Below are 19,536 nucleotides of genomic sequence, written 5' to 3'. Positions count from 1 at the left end.
CTTATTGCACCTGCTTTTGCACAGCCGGCTCGAAGGGGTAGATACGGCTCCATTCGGTCGCCATGTCAACCACGGTCCAGCCCCGTGTCCTGGCTTCATCCAGCGCCTTGTCCAGGCGCCCGATCTGGGAGTTGCGGTCATAGGCCCACTCGCGCTTGGCGTCGGTGTGGTGCACCAGGCCCATAAAGCGTCTGCCTTGGCCTGCGGCGGTCCACTGGAGCATTTGCAGGTCGCCGTCGGAGTTGCCGAAGGCCAGGATCGGCCGGCGGCCAATGATCGAATCGATGCTTTCCGGTTTGCCCGGGCCATCGTCGTTGTGGGCGAGCTTGGCGGTACGCAGCACCTGCGGGGCGCCGTCCTTGATCTGGAACGCGGTGACGAAGTTGGAGCCGATCACCTGTTCCGGCGGCACGCCGTAGACCACCTCGGCGAAGGCGCGCATAAAGGCGGTATCCCCACCGGACACGATGTAGGTCTTGAATTGCTGGCCGCGCAGGTAGTCGAGCATCTCCAGCATCGGCTGGTAGATCATCTCGGTGTAGGGCTTGCCGGTTTTCGGGTGACGGGCCTGGGCCAGCCAGGTTTTGGCGTTGTCGATAAACGCGTCGGTGGTGAGGCCGGTATGGGTTGCGCCGATGATTTTCAGCAGGCCCTCCATGCCGCTTTGGGCCAGGGCCTGGTGATCATTTTCGAGCACGGCCTTGAACGGTTGGGTGGTTTTCCATTCGGGATGTTGGGGGCCAGGCGCTTGATTTCGTCGAACGCAAACAGCACCTCGAAGTAGGCCGGTTGTTCGGTCCACAGCGTGCCGTCGTTATCGAATACGGCGATGCGCTCGGCGGGTTTTACGTAGTCCCTGGAGCCTTCAATCGTGACGGCCTGGACGAATTCGAGGACGTGCTTTTTGCTCGGCCCATCGTTCCATGAGGGCAGCGGGTCGCTCGCCAGGGCTGGCAGGCTGAACAGCAGGAGCAGCGGCAGGACAGAACGGAGAGACGTCATGGGAAATCCTTTTCGCGACGGGGGTTCAGTGGTAGCAAGCGTAGTTGACGAAACCGCCGGTGCAATGCCGCCCAACCACGTCGCCACAGCGGCGCAACTCGTGGCCAGATGCCATGTACGAGGTACGCCGCCACTCCCAGCACCAGTAAGGCAGAGCCCCAGGCCAACCCGTGGCGCGACAGCTGCCAACGGCTGTGTTGCCCCAGTTGCTTGAGGTCTTCGGCGATGGAAAATATCGGGGTGTAGGCGCTCGCTGCGAGTGCCTCGATGTCGATCTCAGGCACTTGCGTTATTTGCAGGCGATGGTTGCGGCTGTCCCACCATTTCACGCGGATGGCGGGCAGTTGGTAATGACCGGCGTGTTCGATGCGGTACACCTGCCGGTCGATACGCTGGCCGCCGCTGATGGTGCCGCGCCCGTCATCCAGGTTGCTGATAACCGGCGACTGCGGGTAGCGGCGCAGACCCTTTACCCGCGCCTGGTCAGGCGGCGGCAGGGACAGGCCGGGGGTGTTGTCGGCTTGCAGCGTGAGCGTGCGGGTGAGGGTGTCGCCGACCTTGAGCGGTGTGGGGGTGAGCGTCTGGGTCAGGCGCAAACCATCGGCCACCAATACGCTTTCTCCGGGTTCGAACCCCGGCGGCTGGGTGGCCTGGAACGACAGCGCTGTTGTCTGGGCCGTTAACGGCGCGCTGGCTTGGCCCGGCTGGGCCTGCACCGTCAGCGCCGGAATGTTAAAAGTCTGGGCCACCGCAGGCGTGATGCGGTAGCGGTAGCGCATGCCGTAGAAGGGCTTGCCTTCAATCACCTGGTTCAAGTGCTCGGACTCACCGTCCGGCGCCTGCACCCGCGCACCGGGCAGTTGCAACGGCGGCAGCCTGGCGGCGGCGGTGAACCAGCTGTCGGTCAATACATCGACCTGCAATTGCACTTGCTCGCCCACGACCACCTGAGTGCCCGGCACCAGCAGTGCCTGCACCCTCAGTTGTGGCTCGTCCGCCCACACTGGCCCGCAGATCAGCAGTAACAGCCCGTAGAGCCGCTTCATGGCTGCGCCCCCTGGTCTTGCAGGCTGAACTTGCGCCGCAGAAAGTTCGCCGGGGAAGTCGTCAGGTTCTGCAACCACAACGCATCGTTGCTCGCTTGCTCGGTCTGGAGCGTCTTGCTCTTGCCCTTGCCGGCCGCCTTGTCGAACTTGAGCGCATCGGGCTTGACCTCGGGGGCGTTGTCCGAGGCGTTTTCGGTGTCTTTCTTCAGCGCTAACGCCAGGGCCAGGTTGGCGCTGGCTTCGGGGAATTGCGGCTGTTGCTGGAGGGCGTGTTGATAGGCGGCGATGGCGTCGTCGAACTTGAAGCGGCGCACGTGGATATTGCCCCGGTAGAACGCCGCTTGTGCGCTGTCGAGTTGCGAAAAGGTCGCCAGGGCGAGGTCGTAGTCGGCGGCGTTGTAGGCGGCGATGCCTTTCCAGTAGGGGTCGACAAACAGCGCGGCAGCGGCGGGGTAGTGATGCTGTTCGAAGGCCCAACGGCCTTGTTGGTCGCGGGTCAAGAATGCGTCAGTCAGCGCATTGGCCTCGGCGGGCGCCGGTTGCAGGCACACCCCGAGCACCAGCACCGCCATCCAGTTCAGGCTCCAGCCCCGGCGCACACTGCACAACGCCAACAGCAGCAGCGGCCAGCACAGCCAGTAGCCAGCGTCTTTCCATTGCAGGTTGCGTTGTTGCTCGTCGGCGTTCTGGAAATGCTGTTGGGCGTGCAGCTCCACCCACTCCAGGTCGTCGTCATTGAGCGTCAGACTGCCCAGTGGCGCGTCAGTGGCGCCAGCCAGTTGCTTGAGCACGCCAGTATCGACGTTCACCCCGACCGCCAGTACCAGCACCTGCAACGGGCTGTCCGTCAGGTGTTGTTTGAGCGGCGGCAGTTGCGCGGGGTCGGCGCCGTCGGTAATCAGCAGCAGGCTGCCGGGCGCCTTTTCGGCCGCCAGCAAACCCTTGGCCTGGTCGATCACCGCGGCCACATCCCGTCCGGGTTTGCTGATCAGGTCGGTGGCCAGTGCCTGGATGAAACTGTCCAGCAGCGCCGGGTCGTCCGTCGGCGGTAATACCAAGTGCGCGCTGCCGGCATACACCAGCAGCGCGGTGCGCGCCCCTGGCGGCGCTGTACCAGGTCTTGCAGCTTGTGCTTGGCGGCTTGTAACCGGGTAGGCGGCACGTCGGCGGTGTCCATCGACGGAGACAGGTCGAGGGCGATGATCAGCGGCGCACGGTTTTCCAGGAAGTCGGGGCGGTCCTGTTCCAAGGTGGGGCCCGCGCTGGCCAGCGCGCCGAGGATCAACAAGGCGCTCACCAGGTGCACCGGCCGCAGGCGATGGCGGTCTGTCGGCGTCAGCAACAAATGCGGCAGCAGGTGCGGGGCGATAGTGCCGCGCAGCCGGCGTTGCAGGTCTTTGCTGCGCCGCCACAGCAGTGGCAGCGCCAGGCCAAGTAACGCCAGCAACAGCCAGTCCGGGCGCAGGAAGTGGAAGTCACTGAGGTTGACTTCCATCGCGGACCTCCCGAGGGCGCAGTCTCAGGTGCGGCCAGAACGCGGCGATCAGGTGATACAGCGCCAACCCGCTGATGGATGCCGCCAGGGGCATCCAGAACAGGTCACGCCTGGGCCGGTGGCTCAGGGTCTTCACCTGGTGTGGGGTGATCTGGTCGAGGGTGGCGTAGACCTGGTCCAGGGTGTTGCGGTTTTCCGCACGGAAATACCGCCCGCCGGTGGCTTCGGCAATCTGTTGCAGGGCGCTGAGGTTGACCTTGGCTTCACCCGAGGCATCCGGGTCGCCAATGCCGATGGTATGAATCACCACGCCCTTGGAGGCCGCCATCGACGCCGCATGGTCGGGCGGGATCGCGCTGCTGGTGTCGTTGCCGTCGGTGAGCAGGATCAGCACTTTCTCTGGCTCATGGGCCTGGTCCAGCAGTTTCAGGCTCAGGCCGATGGCATCGCCAATCGCGGTGTTGGGCCCGGCCATGCCGATGCCGCCGTCGTCCAGCAGCAGCGACAGGCTGGCGTGGTCCAGGGTCAGCGGCGCCTGGGGGTAGGCGCCGCTGCCAAACAGGATCAGGCCGATGCGGTCATCAGTGCGGCGCTGGATAAAGCCGTGCACCACCTGTTTGACCGCTGCCAGGCGGTTGATCTTCTGGCCGTTGACGTCGCTGAAGTCCTCGGTCTCCATGGACTGCGAGATGTCGATGGCCAGCATCAAGTCACGCACCGGCTGTTGGCGTTCGATGGGTTTTTCGATCCACACCGGGCGAGCGATGGCCAGCACCAGCAAGGCCCAGACCAGCAGGTTGAGCTGCAGTTGCAAGCGGTTGGTGCGCAGGCCGCTGGCAGCCGGCGTCTGGCCGACCGCCCGGCTAAGGCCGGTAAAAAACGGCACGCGCACGGCGCTGCGGGCTTCGCGGTAGTGCGGCAGGTAACGGTAGGCCAGCCATGGCAGCGGCAGCAGGAGCAACAGCCAGGGGTAATCAAGCTGCCACATGGTGATGCTCCACCCAGGCTTTGCTCTGCGCCAATAGCTGTTCACGTTGGGCGTTGGGAACGTTCGCTGATCCATACGCAAGGTTCGCCAGTTGCCGGCTGAAATCCTCCGGCAGCGGCGCACTGGCATGGCGCAGCAGAAACGCTTGCCAGTCGTCGCCGCTCAGGGTCGGCACGCGCTGGTGCTCTTCAGGCGCAAGCGGCATCGACAGGGCCACACGCTTAAGCAATTCGGGTAATTCGCGCAGGTCTTCGAGTACATCAAGCCGCGCCAAGGCTTCGCGGCGATAGGCATTGCGCCGCCAGCGCAGCCAGGCGCGAACGCCCAGCGCCAGCAAGGCGACAGCGACTAAACCGAGCAGCGCCCACCAGCCCCAGGTCTGCGGCCAATAGTTGACCGGCGCGGGCAACCCCAGCTCCTTGAGTTGTTCGATGCTCGGCACGTGGGCGTTCATCGCCGCGTTCCCGTGCGCCGGCCCAGTTCATCGCGCAGTTGGTCGATGGCGGGCAGCGCGGTGCTGATCATCAGCAACGGCACCTGACTGCGCCGCAGCAGGCTGGCGACGTCTTTGAGCCGGCCGCCGAGAAAATCGCCCAACGGCTGGCGCACCTGGCGTTTGTGTACCGCAAGCTCCACCTGTAATTGACCCTGAGTGATCATCAGCTGCCCGCTGTCCGGCACGTTCAACGCCAGCGGATCGTAGACTTGCAGGGCGATCACATCGTTGTGGGCCGACAGTTGCCGCATCAATTGCAGGGTGCGCTCAGCGGCCCCGGCGAAGTCACTGACGATGCAGATCAGATGGTCATGGCCGGCCAGCGCCAGGCAGTGTTGCAGCACCTTGTCGAGTTGGCCGTGCGCTTCACGATCCGGCTGGGTGGCGTTCAACGCGGTGTTCTGTTCGACGATCCGGCTGCACAAGGTTTCCACACGCTTGCGGCTGCGCAGCGGTGCCACGCGGTCGATGCGTTGATCGTTGAACACCACGCCGCCGACCCGGTCACCGGCGTTGAACACCATCCATGCCGCCAGCGCGCCCAACTCGGCGGCGATGGCGGATTTGAAGCTGCGCACCGAGCCAAAAAACATCGACATGCGCTGGTCGACCACGATCAACGCCGGGCGGTCGCGTTCTTCGGTAAAGGTGCGGATCACCGGTTTGCCAGTGCGCAGGGAGGCGCGCCAGTCGAGATGGCGCAGGTCATCGCCGGGTTGGTAGCGGCGCAGTTCGTCGAAGCTCAGGCCGCGCCCGCGCAACCGTGAGGCATGGTTGCCGGCGAGAATGCTGCCCTGGGGCTGGCGCGCCACAAAGCTCAGGCCGCGGGCCTGGAACTGCAGGGCCATCAACTGCCCCAAAGACACGTAAACCAGGCCATCGGCGTTCATGCCGGGATCGCCACTTTGGCCAGCAGACGGTCCAGCACCTGGTCGGCGCTGACACCCTCTGCCACCGCGTCGTAGCTCAATTGCAGGCGATGACGCAGTACCGGATGCGCCACCGTGCGCACGTTGTCCGGGGTGACGAAGGTTTGGCCTTGCAGCCAGGCATCGGCACGGGCGGCGCGGTCCAGGCCAATGCCGCCACGCGGGCTGGCGCCGAGGCTGATCCAGCGCGCCAGGTCGGCGTCGTAGTCGGCGGGATGGCGGGTGGCGTTGATCAGGTCGATCAGGTAGCGGTCGATGGCGGGGGACACCTTGACCGCGCTGACTTCCTTGCGTGCGGCGAAGATCACCTCGGGGCCGAGCGTGAAGCCCTGGGTGGCCGCCGTGGCAGCGCGCTGTTCTTCTTCGCGCAGCAGGCGCAGCACCTGGCTTTCGTTCTCGGCGCTGGGGTAATCCAACAGGACCTTCATCAGGAACCGGTCCATCTGCGCTTCGGGCAGTGGGTAAGTGCCTTCCTGTTCGATGGGGTTCTGGGTGGCGACCACGATAAACAGCTCGGGCAGCGGATGGCTGGCGCCGGCCACGGTGATCTGGCGTTCTTCCATGGCTTCCAGCAACGCCGCCTGGACCTTGGCCGGGGCGCGGTTGATTTCATCGGCGAGGATCAGGTTGCCGAACAGCGGGCCTGGCTGGAAGCGGATCTGGTTCTGGCCGTCTACCTGGTGCAGCACTTCGGCGCCGGTTATGTCCGAGGGCAGCAGGTCGGGGGTGAACTGGATACGGCTCATCTTCGCCTCCAGGTGCCGGGCCAGGGCCTTGACCGTGCGGGTCTTGGCCAGCCCCGGCAGGCTTTCGAGCAGTAAGTGACCGTTGGCCAGCAGGCCGATGAGGATCTGCCGGATCACCTGGTCCTGGCCCAGCACGCTTTCGGCGATGCTGGCTTGCAGGGCGGTTAAATCGTTGAGCGCTGTCATCACATTCCTCCTAGAACCGGTGGGTCACCCAGGCGCGGCGACTACGATGTGCTGCACGTGTTCACCAGACGTACTGCAGGCGGAAGGTCCAGGTGTTCACATCGGGTGAGCCGGTGCGCTCGGAAACGGTGTCGGAGTAGGCCAGCAGCCCGCCGAACTGGGGTGTCAGCATAAAGCCGAGGCTGGCACCCAGCAGGCCGTTTTCCTGCTTGTTGTCCTGCCAGTCACCGTCGATTTTGCTTTCGCCGCCCCGGTTGTAGGTGGCATCCAGCGACACCCACAGGGCCCGGTTGAGGGTGTAGCTGTAGTGCCCTTCAATCGCGTACAGCGGCTTTTGTTCCAGCTTGCTGTCGCCGTGGTAATCCTTGTTGTCACCGAACAGCGACACATAGGTGTTGATTTCCAGCCAGGTCGGGCCAATCGGGGTGCCAAAACCGATTTCCGGCTTGAACACCCAACGATTGGAGCCGATGTTAATGATGCGGTCCTTGTCGTAGTCGCCGTTGGGTATCGTCAGCCAGAAGGCCCCGGTGAGAAATGTCTCGGGCGTCCATTTTGCAAATTCTGCGGCGGTCAATGCGGGGCCGCCGAAGAAGTTGTGGGCAAACACCAGCTGGGTATCGCCCATGCCACCGTTGTGCTTGGTGCCGCTGAAAAATTGCGCATTGTCGAACGATGCCGAAATATCGGCGTAGGGCTGGATGATCTGGATCGCGCTGTTGCGCCCGTCAATGCCGAATGAACGGGCATAACGAAACAGGTAGACGTCGGCATTCAATGACAGGCCGGTAATCGGCAGCGAGGTGTCGATCGGCGTGTTGGTGTCCAGCCGGTTGTAGTAGCCGAACACCATGTTCAGATCCGTCGGAGTGTTTTGCCAGTCTCTGGCATTGTCGGCAAACCCCAGCCCTGGCAGCAGTGCCAGCGTGGCGGCGGTAAACGCACTCATTTGACTACGTGAAACCATGGCGCTACTCCTTGTAAATGCCTGATGTCAGGGACCGCGGTGCTACAGGATCAGGCGCTATTTGATCGGCGTAAGCGGTGGCAGCTTCCACTGGCCGTTACCCACTTCAGGCTTGGGCAGGTAGATGCGCAATATGGCGTAGAACGGACCTGGAGGCGCCGGCAGCCAGTTGCTTTGCTCGGATTTCGGTGGCTCGTGATGCGCCACCAGCAGGGTCAGGCCGCCGTCGGCGTCGAGTTTGAAGCCGGGCAGCATCCGCGAGTTGAGCAGGTAACGTTGCTTCAGGTTGGGCACCAGCAGCTTGGTCTTGGCGTCGTACAGGGTCAGTGACCAGAACGCGTCGGCGGGTGGCAACTGGTCCTTGGCAAAATGCACGGTGTAGCTGTGACGGGCGCCATTGGCCGGTTGGCCTTCGCTGTCGACGAAATAGCTCAGGTAGGCGGCTTCGTCTGTCGAGTTGCCGAAGATTCCGAGGTTGGCGCCCACGTAGCGATACAGATAATTGTTGTTCAGGTGGTCCCGCGTGCCGAAAAAGTCGCCGCTGGCGACCTGGTGAGTGTCGATCTTGTCCTTTTTGAACGCGGCAAACTCTGCCTTGCCGTCGGCGATCCCGTCTTCCAGGGCTTTGCGTTGCTCAACCGTCAGGGCCTTGAGGTCAAACGGCTTGCCCGCCTCGATGCCGATCCTGGCAAAACGCGCCAGCAGGTCTTTTTCGCTGTCCTGAGGGGCTGCGTAGCCGAGTATGAAGTTCAGGTAGCGGAACAGGTGGGGGCTGTCGCTCATGTCGGGTGTCGGCTTGGGCCACGCGATCTTCAGCGGCTGGGTGGGTTTTGGCTGATTCACATAGTTGCTGAGGGGCTGAACCTTGTAGCCGCTTTGGATCTGCTTGACCTTGCCCAGGTCCTTGTCATCGAACAATTGCGTGCGGTACAGCGCGTAGGCGATGTTGCTTTCGCTGTACACCACGCGATCGATGTCAGTGGGCTGCTGACCTTTCCAGTCGGGGCCCGCCACCATGTAGTGCCCGCCGTTGTTGCCGGTGGTGCGGGTACCCAAGTAGCCGAAGTTCTGCGTGTACAGGTCGATCAACTGCACCGAGTAGTAGCGATTGTCCTCGATCTTCGGCAGGGTCAGCACCACCGGTTCGGCGCGCAGGTCCAGCCAGACGAAGGAGTAGGGCGTGTCGGAGTTCGGCGTCACGAATGCAGTGTCTTTGGGCGTGAACACTTGCGCGGTGTTGCCGATATGGTTGAACGGCGCCTTGAAGTTCGGCCCGCTCTTGTCGACGGCCTGGGTGTAGAGGGTCTTGTACATCTCTACCACCGGGAAGCCATAGAGGTAGGCTTCCTTGGCGATGGCCCGGGCTTCGCTCGGCGTAGCGGTGAAGTCGGCGCAGGCGCCGGTGCTGATGAGTATTGAGAGCAGGGATGGCAGGCAGAAACCGGTACCACGAATCAGAGCGTGCATAACACTTCCTTATTTTCCAAACGTCACGTTGATCCCGGCAAACAGGGTGAACTGCGGCAGGCCATCGCCTTTGCGGGCCACGGTCCACTGCGGTTCGATATAAGCGTTGAGGATATTGGTACCGGCCTTCCAGGCCTTGCCGGCACCGAAGCCGACAGGGATGTAATGGGTGTCGTTCTTCAGGTCGAAGGTCCAGGTGCCGGTGGAGCGCAGGTACCAGCCTTTGGGCAGGTTATGAATGATGAAGGGCTGAAAGGTGGCACTTTCCACATGAGCCCGGTCGCGGTCGCCGGCGAATGAGCTTTGGTACTGCACCAGCGCGCCAAGCAGGCCACGGGGGGATGAATCGATGGCGATTGCCGCGAGGCCGGCCTGCCATTTGCCGGTGCCCAGCTCATCGTGTTCGGCAGTGGGCGCGGTGATTTGCGGACCAATGCCCAACTGCACGCCGTCGGTCTTGAGCAGGAAAATATCGAACAGGTTCAGGTCGCCAATCCCGGTGCTGTAGCCGCTGTGGGGATCGGGGCGGGTGCTGATGGGCAGGGTGGCGCGCAATAGCTGCGGTACGCCAATGAAGTCCGAGGGGGCTACTGGCAATATGCCGCGCAGCAGCAGATCATTGGTGTGGGCATTGCTGTCGAAGAGCCTGGGGGTGTAGTAGTCCTGCAGGTTCGCGCCCGGCGCGAGGTTGAGGGGGTTGTTGCTTTTGTTGGCTGTCTCGGCGTTATCGGCGTGGGCGGCAAACATCGGCAACACGGAGGACGCCAGCAAAAATGCCGGAAGACACGCGGACCTGAACATGACAACTCCCCAATTCCCTGGTGATGAACCCGATAGCGTGTTTATGCAGGCTGACGGGCTGTCGTTATTCGCTATTTCTTGTAGGACATGTCGTTTGAACCTAGCAGTTAAATCCAGACTCGCTAGGGACTCGAAAGAATTAGTTGGTTTGTGCGGGGGCAGGGCACATGTTCAGGTCGATAAAGCGTGCCTCTATTTCGCTTGCGGCTCGCCCATCAGCGGCAATCTGGTCAACATGTTTTTAAGTGCCAAGGCGTCCCACGGCAGGTGTTCGGCAATGCCGATTCCAACCACATCGACGACGTTGGCCACATCAGCGAGCAGGCGAATCACCTGTTCCATGGTCATTTTTCCCTGAGCGACGCCGTGCCATGTGCTGGCAGGAACGTCAGGGTTGGCGAACAGCAATGAACGAAACAACGTCGGGTCCAGCACGTCCAGGTCGAAGTGGATCGCCAGATGCCTGGCGCCTGTCGATTTCAGCCACTGCAAGACAGGTGTGCTGGAGTGCGCGAGTTCTTCAGGGCTCGCGCTTTGCAGCCCCAGCCTGGCAATCATGGCTGTTTCAACGTCCATCGTTGGTTGCAGGCCCGCATACATCACATTGGCAGGTTTGACCGGGCGCTTTACCGCTTTGAGAAAGTCGGGGTCGCCTTCGCCCAGCAGGCTTCCCAGTACCATCGCGTGGGCGTGCTGGAAGTCTTTGGGCGTCAGAATGTCCGGGTGGGCATCAACCCAGAGAATGGCTAAATCACCCTCGTAGCGTTCGTTGAGGTAAGCAAAGGGCGCCAGATCCACCAGGCAGTCGCCGCCCAGAACAACGAGGCGATCCGGTTGATGCTTGTCGATCAGCGCACGCGCCGCGTGCAACTGGCGCAGCAACGCGCTGCGGCCGACGATGCCGCCTTCCAGCGCAAGTGGCGAGCCGTCCGGCAGGCTGACGGGCACCTCTTCGACCGGGCCGCTGTGTTCAGGCGCCAGCCAGGACAGCAACTGAGCGCCCAAGTGATAGGGCGGATTGTTGCCACCTTGCCATTGCGGGAACAGCAATCGCAGGGTCTTGCCGTTGGCGTCGGGCATTTAAACTTCTCCGGTTCAGGAATAAACGTGATCAACAGTGCGGCACCTTCTTCCAGGTGGTGGTGAGCCGGTATCGCAGGGGCGCTACCGTATTCGCTTAGCGGGCGAAGATATACCGGGCTATAGTTGACGCTTTGTTGCACCGAGCGCGCAGATGGACCGATTGACAGCGGCAAAAGTATTTCTTGAAACGGTAGCCAGGGGCAGCATCTCGGCGGCGGCCACGCACCTGGATATGTCCAGGGCGATGGCCACACGCTACATCGGCGTGATGGAGGAGTGGGCCGAAATCCGCTTGCTGCACAGGACCACACGCAGACTCAGCCTCACGGCAGCGGGCGAGCAACTGCTACCGATTTGCAAAGAACTCGTAGCGCTGTCGACAGACGTCAAGGTGCTGGGGGCGCAAGCCGAGAGTGCGCCCAAGGGGTTGCTCAGGGTTACTGCACCGTCGATCTTTGCCGAATATTGCCTGACGGACCTGCTGATGGAATTTCTTCAGCTATACCCGGCTGTCACCATCGATTTGCAGATTGCCGATGGCATGACCAATCTTGCGCAAGAGGGGATTGACCTGGCGATCAGGGTGACGAGCAACCTCGATCCGGGCGTTATCGCGAAGAAGCTCGGCGAAGTGGACTCGTTCATCTGCGCAAGCCCTGCCTATCTCCAGCGCCATGGCATGCCTGGGGACGTGCGAGACCTGGCTGTCCACAATTGCCTGACCTACACGTATTACGGACGCAGCCTCTGGCATTTCATCGTCAACGGTGAAAACGTCAGCGTGCCTGTCACCGGCAGCTTCAGCACCAACGAAGCGTCGATCATCGTGCGCGCTGCGTTGAGCGGAACAGGCGTTTCGATGCTACCGCATTTTGCCGCCGCGCAGGCCATCAAGGACGGGCGTCTGGTTCGACTGTTTGCTGAGCATCGCATCAAGCCTATCGGTATCCATGCCGTTTACCTGTCACGCCAGCGAATGCCGAACGCGCTCAAGGCGTTGATAGACTTTCTGTCAATGCGTCTGGCCGATTGAGTCCAGCGCTGCCCATCAGGTGTTGGCGGGTTAAAAAAACGCCGATCAGTGATGATCGGCGTTTTTGAATGCCCCCATTTTTGCCCCCACGACACTGGATGCACCAGCGATCGTGAACAGCGATATCCCTTAAGCTACGAGAGCCTTCACGTCATGTAGAGGCACGTATTCACTAGCTGATCAATCTGGCATTGCGGCAGTACTCAAATAGCTCGGCATCAGACGTGATCCCTAGCTTGCCTTTAGCTGAAATTTTGGTCCAACTGATGGTTTTTATACTACGTGATAGTTTGTCCGCAATTTCGCTGGGGGTATAGCCCGCGGCTAGCAGACGGATGACTTCGATTTCTTTGGGGGCCAGCTTTATGGTGGTTTTTTCCGGGCTAATAATGCATTCATCAGCCAGTGCTTTGCGGAAAAAGTCACTCAAGAATATTTTGTTATTCATGACGTGTTTTATAGCGAGCGACAGCTCTGCCGGGTCTGCGTTTTTTTCAATTACCCCGTTCACGTTCAAATTCAAGATGCTCAATACCAAGCTGGAATTTTGCAGCGAGGTGAGAACGATGATTTTCAACGTCGGGTAAAGCTGTCTCAGGCGCCTGAGCATTGCAAGCCCATCCCGCTGGCTACCCGGCATGGCGAAATCCGTCACCAACAGATCACAAGGGGTCTTGCTTAAAACGACTTCGAGTTCTTCAGGGCTTTTGGCTTGGCCGGTAACGATGCCGCAACCATTTTTCTCCAACAACAGTTGGGTGCCTAGCAGGACGATCGGGTGGTCATCGGCGATGACAATGCGAAGGTTCACGGTGAACTCCCCTGGTGTTGTCAGACTTTTCAGTTGATGAGGGGTGGAGCCTGCGTCTTTGGCGTATGCCCAACAGGTACCTGCGGCACTGCGCGCAACGTCATGTAAATACATAGACATCACAAGACGCAGAGGGTTACGGACTATCAAAGTTTTGTCCTGCCAACGGTCACTGCAGCATTGCGCGCCCTGAACGAATACGGCCCGTGTCGTCGATCAAATCATAGTTCAATTGCACCGTTTCCTGGCTTTTTAGCAGGCTTTGGTCAACATGGTAGCGACGTTCACTGTAAGGGCTGCTAAGCAGATCGGTGTCAGTCACACGGGCAACGCCTTGCCCATCCCGGATTAAGCCCAGGGACGCAAATGAAGCGTGATAGGGGCTGTCGTTGCGACAGACCAGGGTCAGGCCCTGGGTGGTTTTTTCAAGGCGAAAGTGCAGTGAGTCCGTGAGCTGCTCTGGCGAGGAAGGCAGACCTTTAGGGCGATAGAAAATTTTCAATTGGGTGTTCATGGCTAGGGTCACGCGAGTCGCGTCCGTCGCGCTCGCATCGTTACGGGGTGGAATCTCGTACAGGTTGAGCCAGAACAGCGACTCTCGGTCTTTGGGCAGCGCTGGGTCGGTTAGGATTATCTGAAGATTTTGCAGTGCAGAAGGTTGCAGGCGGAACACCGCTGGCATAGCAATAAAGGCTGACACGATATTCTGCGGCAGTTTGTCGCCCTGGCCTTTGTCTATCCAGGTCTGCACTACCACCGGGTAGACATTGGTATTCGCGAGCGTGAGCGTTTGTCGTGCTTGCCCTTCCTGAAAAATCAGGCGAGTGCGGTCCGCCATTACCCCAGCTGAACAGGATGTACTGATTAACCCCAGCAGTGCGGCCAAGAGCGATGAAGCAAGTTGCTGACTGACACGGTTCATTGGATTTTCACCAGCACATAAGCAGTCGCATCGACTCGACCTGCAGTGGGTTGCAGCCGTGGCAGCTTTTCCAGCACGGCAGTGATTACCTTTGTGTATCGAGTATAGCCAGCTGCACTTTCGCCCTGAGACGTGGCTTGATCCAATACCGGGTACCAGCCCGCCAGCTTGCCGGTGGGGTTGTTCGCCCCCGTATTGCCAGGCCAACCAACGAAGTTCATCGGGTTGCCGGCGGCGCTGTCGCGCAGGCTGATCCCAACCCCGGTGGCCACGCCAGGGTCGATGCCATAGCCATTGGAAAGCAGATAATCGACGCCACCATAGCTGTTGACCAAGCCCAGTTCCTGAGCTTTGGCGAAGGCTGGTTGCGAGACCTGAATACCGAGCGCGGTCTGACTCGATTGAACTCCGGAAGTGGCGCTGTTGCTGCACTCAAGTTCGACCGTGAATTGAGCCTCGCGACTTTCTCCGCTGCTCAGTTGCTGAACGCTGATGGTCGGAAAGGTTACGACGGGGGTGACATTGCGCGCTACACAAGTCGACGTCGCGCTCAAGGTCGAGGCATTACGTAAACCGTAGGCGATGCCGTTGCCGGGCCCCCAAAATCGATAATTGGTGTTGCTGTCAGATCCCACCGGATCGTAAACAAGCCCGGGCGCCTTGAACGTTACATAGGCGTTAGGCTGGGTGCAGGCGTAATTATAGCTGGCTGTCGAGCTGACGACTTGTGCCTGCGCGCCACAATAGTTGCTCCCGCTGCCGCCTTCGGGCGGGGTAGCGGAGACCTTGATCAATTCTGCCTTGAGTGCGCTCAAATGCTTGGGTTTGACTTGCAGCTTGTTGCCGACCACGTCATAACGGGTGATCTTGCTTTCCTGCCAGTAGCGCGAAAAAACCTTACCTGAATCCAGGTGCGTTATCTTTATACCCACATAAGGGAAGTACGTGGCATAGACACCCGGCAAGCCATCGTTGATAGCGGTGCCTGCGCCGTTGCCAATTTCCCAGTATCCGCCCAGGCGGTCGTCGCCATTGGTGGCGAACAATTCGTAGAGACTATCCTTATCGGCCAAGTCGCATTCAAACAACACGGTATCCGCTCCCAACCAATCGTTAGGCGAGGTAATGGTGGTGGCCAGAGGAGTACCCGCCGGCTGCAGGTAGCTTGAGCTGAGGTTGATGCGTCCGGCCTTGATTTGTACAGAGTTGCCATCCCAATTGGCCCAGCCGTTGTATTTTTGTTGGCAATTGGCATGCGCAGAAGTACTCACAAATAGCCCAAGGCTAAACACAAGAGCAAGACGTAGTCGGGTTGATTCAAACATGAAAAGTCTCAATAAGGACTGTGGCGGAGTCATTGGTTCACGGGCAAGCGGCATTCGCTGTCCAGTTGGATCAAGGGGGACGAGGCGGCTTGTGCATTGACTGCGTAGTCCAGCACACAACGCTCGCTTGGGCCTTCACCCCAACGCAGGGTCAAGCGTCCTTCCCGGGTTTCGCTGCGCACATAAGCCTGGCCGCCTTGCCCAACCATACCGATAACACGATCTTGTGCATCGAGCACATCAGCACCCAGCGGTACTTGCTGACCATTGTCCAGGTGCGTGCGAATGAGCAGGGCATCACCGTGTCGAGTCTTGAAGGTGACCTTTAACGTTGCCCCGGCGTAGGGCGCTACACGGCGCTGGGCATCCTCCAGCTCGGTTTTATCGTTCATGCCCTCCGGGCTCAGGCCAATGTTGTTGTAGCGGTAGGGCAATAGTGAGGGAGCAGGGCGTAGCCACGCCCGTCTATGCTCGCACCCTGGGCGTTCATCAATGCTGCACCGCGCGCGCCTTGGGCTTCGACCAAGGCAAAGCTGTCACCCAGATAAGGCCCCAACGTCAGGCCACCACTGTGCAGTGCTGCCGCACCGCGCGCGTTGGCTGACATTTGCCAATAATCCTCGCCTTGGGAAACGCTGCCGCCGATGCTGGCATAGGCGGTTTGCTGTTGCAGGCCTGCACCCAGTGTAGTCGTGCGTGCAGCGCTGTCACGCGAGGTATCCACGCTGTAGCTCAGTGGGCGCTGCTCGCCGAGCGTACCGGATAATGAGGCCTGGGTAAGGGTGGTCTGAGCGCTTTGGCTGATGGAGGTGCTCACGTAGGGCGTGCTGGATTTCCCCGACGAACCCAACGGGAAGGATACTGAGAGCAGGCTCAAGGTTTGGCGGGTGCCGTCAATGGTAAGCCCTGCGGTATCGCCCTGACGGCTCAGATCGTCGGGCTCGATGTATGGGTTGCCGCGATCACTAAGGTAGCCGCCGACACGTTGGCGGCCCACCGACAGGCTCACGCTGAGGCCGTTGCCGAAGGTTTTCGAATAGCCGAATTGCAGTTGTGTGTCGCTTTCGCGCTGCCCGCGATAGTCCTGTCTAGCACCGGACAGAAACAGGTTGCCCCATTTATCCAGACTTTGATTGACCGATACTTCCAGGCGCGACCGTTGCTGGTAGGTGTTCGAGCGCCACGTCTTGCCCTGTGCATCAGCAGCGCGCAGGCCCAATACGTCATTCAGGTCGCGGTAGCCTGTCGTTGAGTACTGGTAGGCGGTCAGTGCAAAGCTGGTGCGGGTCGGTTCGAACGTTCGGCTGTAGCCTAAGCGCAGCATCCAGCCTTCTTGGGTGCCTTCACCGGGCAGTTCGGCTCTGGAGAATGTGCTGTCCAGGCCAAATGCTCCGAGCCAGTTGCCGTAGACGCCGCCAATGGCCAGTGCCTGGTAGCCCTGGGCGATACGCAGGCCGGTGTTGGCGGTGAAGCTGTTGTCCAGACCACGCTGATAGGTAAACTCGCTGAACGGCGCGGCGCTGCCGGTATCGCGACTTTTACCTAAAGCAAAGCTGTAGCGTGAGTCGCCAGGACGCAAACTCTCTGGCAGGGCCGAATTGGGTACGCTGAAGCTGCTGACGGTACCGTCGGCTTCTTTAACGATGACTTCCAGATCGCCGCTGTAGCCGCTGGTGGTCAGGTCGTTGATTTCAAACGGGCCAGGGGCGACGGAGGTCTGATACAGCTCGCTGCCGTTCTGGCGGATCACTACTTGGGCGTGGGTTTTGGCGATTCCTCGGACTGTCGGCGCATAGCCGCGTAGCGAGTCCGGACGCATGCGCGGATCACTGGTCAGTTCAATGCCGAGGTAGTTCATGCTGGAAAAAAAACGCCCGGAAGTGAAGCCCTCGCCCGCAGTCAGTTCACTGTCCAGCGCAGGCAACGCGCGTTGAAGGTAGGTGCGGGTGATGTCCCAGCGGCCACCTTGCAGATTGTCATAGTGGAGTTGGGATTGTTGGCGCAGGCGCCATAGACCGAAGTTGACGCCTTCGTTGAGCGCCAGATAGCTTGAGTCGGTTCGATTCGCGTAAGTGCCGGAGTAGCTGGCGTGATATTGGCTTGCGCTGTAGTTGACGAAACCAATGGTCGTGCCGGAGTCAAGATTTTCGGTTGCTACGAAACCGCGTGGGCGCTGTTTGGTCATGATCTGCGGTACGCTCAAGTCCAAGCGCAGTTGTGCCGGATCGAAGCTGCTCGAAGCGCCATCAACAAGATGCTCCAAGGTATCGCAGCCGCCTTTGTCTGGCGTGCGAATGGCGCTGTCGAGTACTTCCAGGCGCAAGAGTAAATCGCGCTGCAGGCACGCTTTCACACCACCGTCGGGTTGCGCAGTGAAGTTAATGCTCACGCGATCAATAAAGCGCTTGTTCATGTACAGCTCGACTTGATATTCACCTGGATCAATAGCATCGACACGATTGAAGCGTGCCAGCGAACCCATTCCCGGTATGCCGCCAGGCAGCAGGCTGTCGTCGAATCGGTAGCCGTCACTCGACTCCGGCTCTGCGCCATAGCCTGCGACCGTGTAGCAGCCTGTGCACAGCGCAGCTAGTACCCATTGGCGCAAGCAGGCGGCTCGAAGGCGGCGCAACACGGCAAGTGGTCTGTCACGGTTCAAGCGTCAACTCATGGGTGACATCTGCACCGTAATCATTCACTAGCGTCAGCGTGATGTGACTGCCAACCGACAGCTTTTGCGCCTGCGCAGGAAGTGGCCATGACTGGACGGAGTGCGGCGCGAGTATCACCGACTCGGCCAGTGCTGCAGTGTGCGCATCCTGGCTAAGGCGTGCCTCGCGGATGACCGCAAAATAGCCCGTGGGGTTTTCGACGCGCAGTTGGTTTTTGCCGTCCTTGAGTTCACGTTTGAACGTTAAGTGCTCGCCAACTTTTTCGGGACTTCCTTGCAGGTTGTCGGGGCGATAAAACACCTTCAGTCGACTTACCGTTGTTATGAGTAATCGGTTGGCCTGCTCTGAGCTCGCCTGCAGTGCAGGAATTTGCAAAAAATTAAGATAGAACAGCGACTCTCGGTCGGTCGGAAAATCTGCGGCGGTTTTGATCAGTCGCACAGACTGGCCGCCGTTGGCGTTAATCCGGAACACGGGTGGAGTCGCCACAAACGGGGCATCGGCAGTAGCGGCGGTGGAGTTCGCGTTGCCTTTGTCCAACCAGACCTGCACCGCGTAAGGCACTGGCCCCTCGTTGCTGAACTGCAGGGTTTTTTCGTTGGCTGAGGCAGGGAAAATAACCCGAGTTCCGTTTAGCACTACACTGGCGCTGGCGGAGCTGGCTACTGTCATGGCCATGACGAAGGTAATTGAAAGTGCTTCGCGCCAATGTCTGAACATTTTGGTGTGCCTGGGGGGTGAAGTGCGCTGAACGCAGAAAAGGAAAGCCTGCCGCAGACGCAGCGGCAGGCGACTGGACGCTTACAGGTAGCTGAATGAGTACTGCACTTGAGCGCCGACCGAGCCGGTGGTCGCCGAACCTGCTTCGCTGATGTAGCGAACGGCGTAGTCATGACTAGTCGACGTCTGGTTCAGTGCCAACGTCAGCCCATCAACGGTCGTAGTACCGGTGCTGCTCAGGACGACAGGAGTGGCGCTGCCTGGAGCGGGGAGCAACTGCAACGCAACGTTCTTGGCGTCACCGGAGGTATTGGCCAGGTTGCCAGCAGAAGTGACGTTGTTCGTGCCAAACATGACGTTGATCTTTTGCGCATCTGTGGTGGGTGCTGTGCAGTCTCTCAGCGCAATAGTGAACGTGGTTTCGCCAGCAGTACTGCCTTTGGCAGACAGTGCCGAAGACGACACAGTTGGCAGCAGAATCAAAGGGTTGGCCTGGTCGCCGTTAACCGACACTTTGCAGGTCTGGCTGGAAACTTGACCTTTAAAGGTGATGGTGTTGGTGCCGGCGGCAAAGCTGAGGCTTGGCAACGCGCTGATGGCCAGTAATAGTGCGGTACGCTTCATGGATACTTCCTTACATAACATGTCATTGATCTGGGCAATGACACCCTTAGGGAGGTCGTTCCCCCTGCATTAAGGCCGTGGTGCTTCGGATGACTCAGCGGCTGTGGTGTAATTATTCCGAGGGGGGGCGTTGGATAAACCCGGAATATTCTGGTAATTGCCAAAAGTGGACGGGAGAACTCAAAATACGTGTGAACTTGTTGGCTCATTGATCCATTGCTAT

17 protein-coding genes and 2 pseudogenes are annotated in these 19,536 nt (G+C 60.1%); 1 reads left to right on the top strand and 18 read right to left on the bottom strand.

The genetic code is table 11. From position 1 onward, the window contains the following. Window position 1: 1 nt before the first annotated feature. The 11 genes and pseudogenes from LRS56_11940 to LRS56_11890 form a co-directional block, all read right to left on the bottom strand. Window positions 2–1,002: pseudogene (locus tag LRS56_11940) on the bottom strand (HAD family hydrolase). Continuing rightward, window positions 999–2,048 (bottom strand): hypothetical protein, encoded by a 1,050-nt coding sequence (locus tag LRS56_11935; GenBank protein ID WDU65097.1) that lies wholly within the window; start codon window positions 2,046–2,048, stop codon window positions 999–1,001. The pseudogene LRS56_11940 and the gene LRS56_11935 overlap by 4 nt, the downstream one beginning before the upstream one ends. Next, window positions 2,045–3,543: pseudogene (locus tag LRS56_11930) on the bottom strand (VWA domain-containing protein). Before LRS56_11930 ends, LRS56_11935 begins: the two are co-directional and overlap by 4 nt. Continuing rightward, complete coding sequence (locus LRS56_11925) at window positions 3,524–4,531, bottom strand: VWA domain-containing protein (GenBank protein ID WDU65096.1); 1,008 nt, start codon at window positions 4,529–4,531, stop codon at window positions 3,524–3,526. Before LRS56_11925 ends, LRS56_11930 begins: the two are co-directional and overlap by 20 nt. After that, complete coding sequence (locus LRS56_11920; GenBank protein WDU65095.1) at window positions 4,518–4,985, bottom strand: DUF4381 domain-containing protein; 468 nt, start codon at window positions 4,983–4,985, stop codon at window positions 4,518–4,520. The genes LRS56_11925 and LRS56_11920 overlap by 14 nt, the downstream gene beginning before the upstream one ends. Beyond that, entirely contained in the window at window positions 4,982–5,917 is a 936-nt protein-coding gene (locus LRS56_11915) for a DUF58 domain-containing protein (protein WDU65094.1), read from the bottom strand. Before LRS56_11915 ends, LRS56_11920 begins: the two co-directional genes overlap by 4 nt. Beyond that, the gene (locus LRS56_11910; protein WDU65093.1) at window positions 5,914–6,888 is read right to left on the bottom strand and encodes a MoxR family ATPase; all 975 of its coding nucleotides are present in this window, start codon (window positions 6,886–6,888) and stop codon (window positions 5,914–5,916) included. The genes LRS56_11915 and LRS56_11910 overlap by 4 nt, the downstream gene beginning before the upstream one ends. Window positions 6,889–6,949: 61 nt before the next feature. Next, window positions 6,950–7,855: a transporter gene (locus LRS56_11905; protein ID WDU65092.1), complete on the bottom strand. Its 906-nt coding sequence runs from the start codon at window positions 7,853–7,855 to the stop codon at window positions 6,950–6,952. Window positions 7,856–7,912: 57 nt separating this feature from the next. Then, window positions 7,913–9,322, bottom strand: a complete 1,410-nt coding sequence (locus tag LRS56_11900) for a DUF1254 domain-containing protein (GenBank protein WDU65091.1) — start codon at window positions 9,320–9,322, stop codon at window positions 7,913–7,915. 9 nt (window positions 9,323–9,331) lie between these two features. Further along, window positions 9,332–10,069: a hypothetical protein gene (locus tag LRS56_11895; protein WDU65730.1), complete on the bottom strand. Its 738-nt coding sequence runs from the start codon at window positions 10,067–10,069 to the stop codon at window positions 9,332–9,334. A 246-nt stretch (window positions 10,070–10,315) separates the two neighbouring features. Next, entirely contained in the window at window positions 10,316–11,203 is an 888-nt protein-coding gene (locus LRS56_11890; protein WDU65090.1) for an arginase family protein, read from the bottom strand. A 154-nt stretch (window positions 11,204–11,357) separates the two neighbouring features. Between LRS56_11890 and LRS56_11885 the strand changes: the two genes are divergently transcribed. Next, on the top strand, window positions 11,358–12,239 hold the full coding sequence (locus LRS56_11885) for a LysR family transcriptional regulator (GenBank protein WDU65089.1): 882 nt from the start codon (window positions 11,358–11,360) through the stop codon (window positions 12,237–12,239). A gap of 172 nt (window positions 12,240–12,411) precedes the next feature. Here the strand turns inward: LRS56_11885 and LRS56_11880 are convergent, their stop codons facing one another. The 7 genes from LRS56_11880 to LRS56_11850 form a co-directional block, all read right to left on the bottom strand. Beyond that, complete coding sequence (locus LRS56_11880) at window positions 12,412–13,050, bottom strand: response regulator transcription factor (GenBank protein ID WDU65088.1); 639 nt, start codon at window positions 13,048–13,050, stop codon at window positions 12,412–12,414. A gap of 169 nt (window positions 13,051–13,219) precedes the next feature. Continuing rightward, window positions 13,220–13,972, bottom strand: coding sequence for a molecular chaperone (locus tag LRS56_11875; GenBank protein ID WDU65087.1), 753 nt, complete (start codon window positions 13,970–13,972; stop codon window positions 13,220–13,222). Beyond that, window positions 13,969–15,297, bottom strand: coding sequence for a fimbrial protein (locus LRS56_11870; protein ID WDU65086.1), 1,329 nt, complete (start codon window positions 15,295–15,297; stop codon window positions 13,969–13,971). Before LRS56_11870 ends, LRS56_11875 begins: the two co-directional genes overlap by 4 nt. A 29-nt stretch (window positions 15,298–15,326) precedes the next feature. Continuing rightward, entirely contained in the window at window positions 15,327–15,689 is a 363-nt protein-coding gene (locus LRS56_11865) for a hypothetical protein (GenBank protein ID WDU65085.1), read from the bottom strand. 11 nt (window positions 15,690–15,700) lie between these two features. Next, complete coding sequence (locus LRS56_11860) at window positions 15,701–17,956, bottom strand: fimbrial biogenesis outer membrane usher protein (protein ID WDU65084.1); 2,256 nt, start codon at window positions 17,954–17,956, stop codon at window positions 15,701–15,703. Further along, window positions 17,946–18,689, bottom strand: a complete 744-nt coding sequence (locus LRS56_11855; protein ID WDU65083.1) for a molecular chaperone — start codon at window positions 18,687–18,689, stop codon at window positions 17,946–17,948. Before LRS56_11855 ends, LRS56_11860 begins: the two co-directional genes overlap by 11 nt. A gap of 81 nt (window positions 18,690–18,770) precedes the next feature. Then, entirely contained in the window at window positions 18,771–19,313 is a 543-nt protein-coding gene (locus LRS56_11850; GenBank protein WDU65082.1) for a fimbrial protein, read from the bottom strand. Window positions 19,314–19,536 lie beyond the last annotated feature (223 nt).

Source organism: Pseudomonas poae (genome assembly GCA_028869255.1).
Classification (GTDB): Bacteria; Pseudomonadota; Gammaproteobacteria; order Pseudomonadales; family Pseudomonadaceae; genus Aquipseudomonas; species Aquipseudomonas poae_C.
The sequence above is the reverse complement of the archived record's forward strand: the minus strand, read 5'-3'. Positions and strand labels throughout refer to the sequence as shown.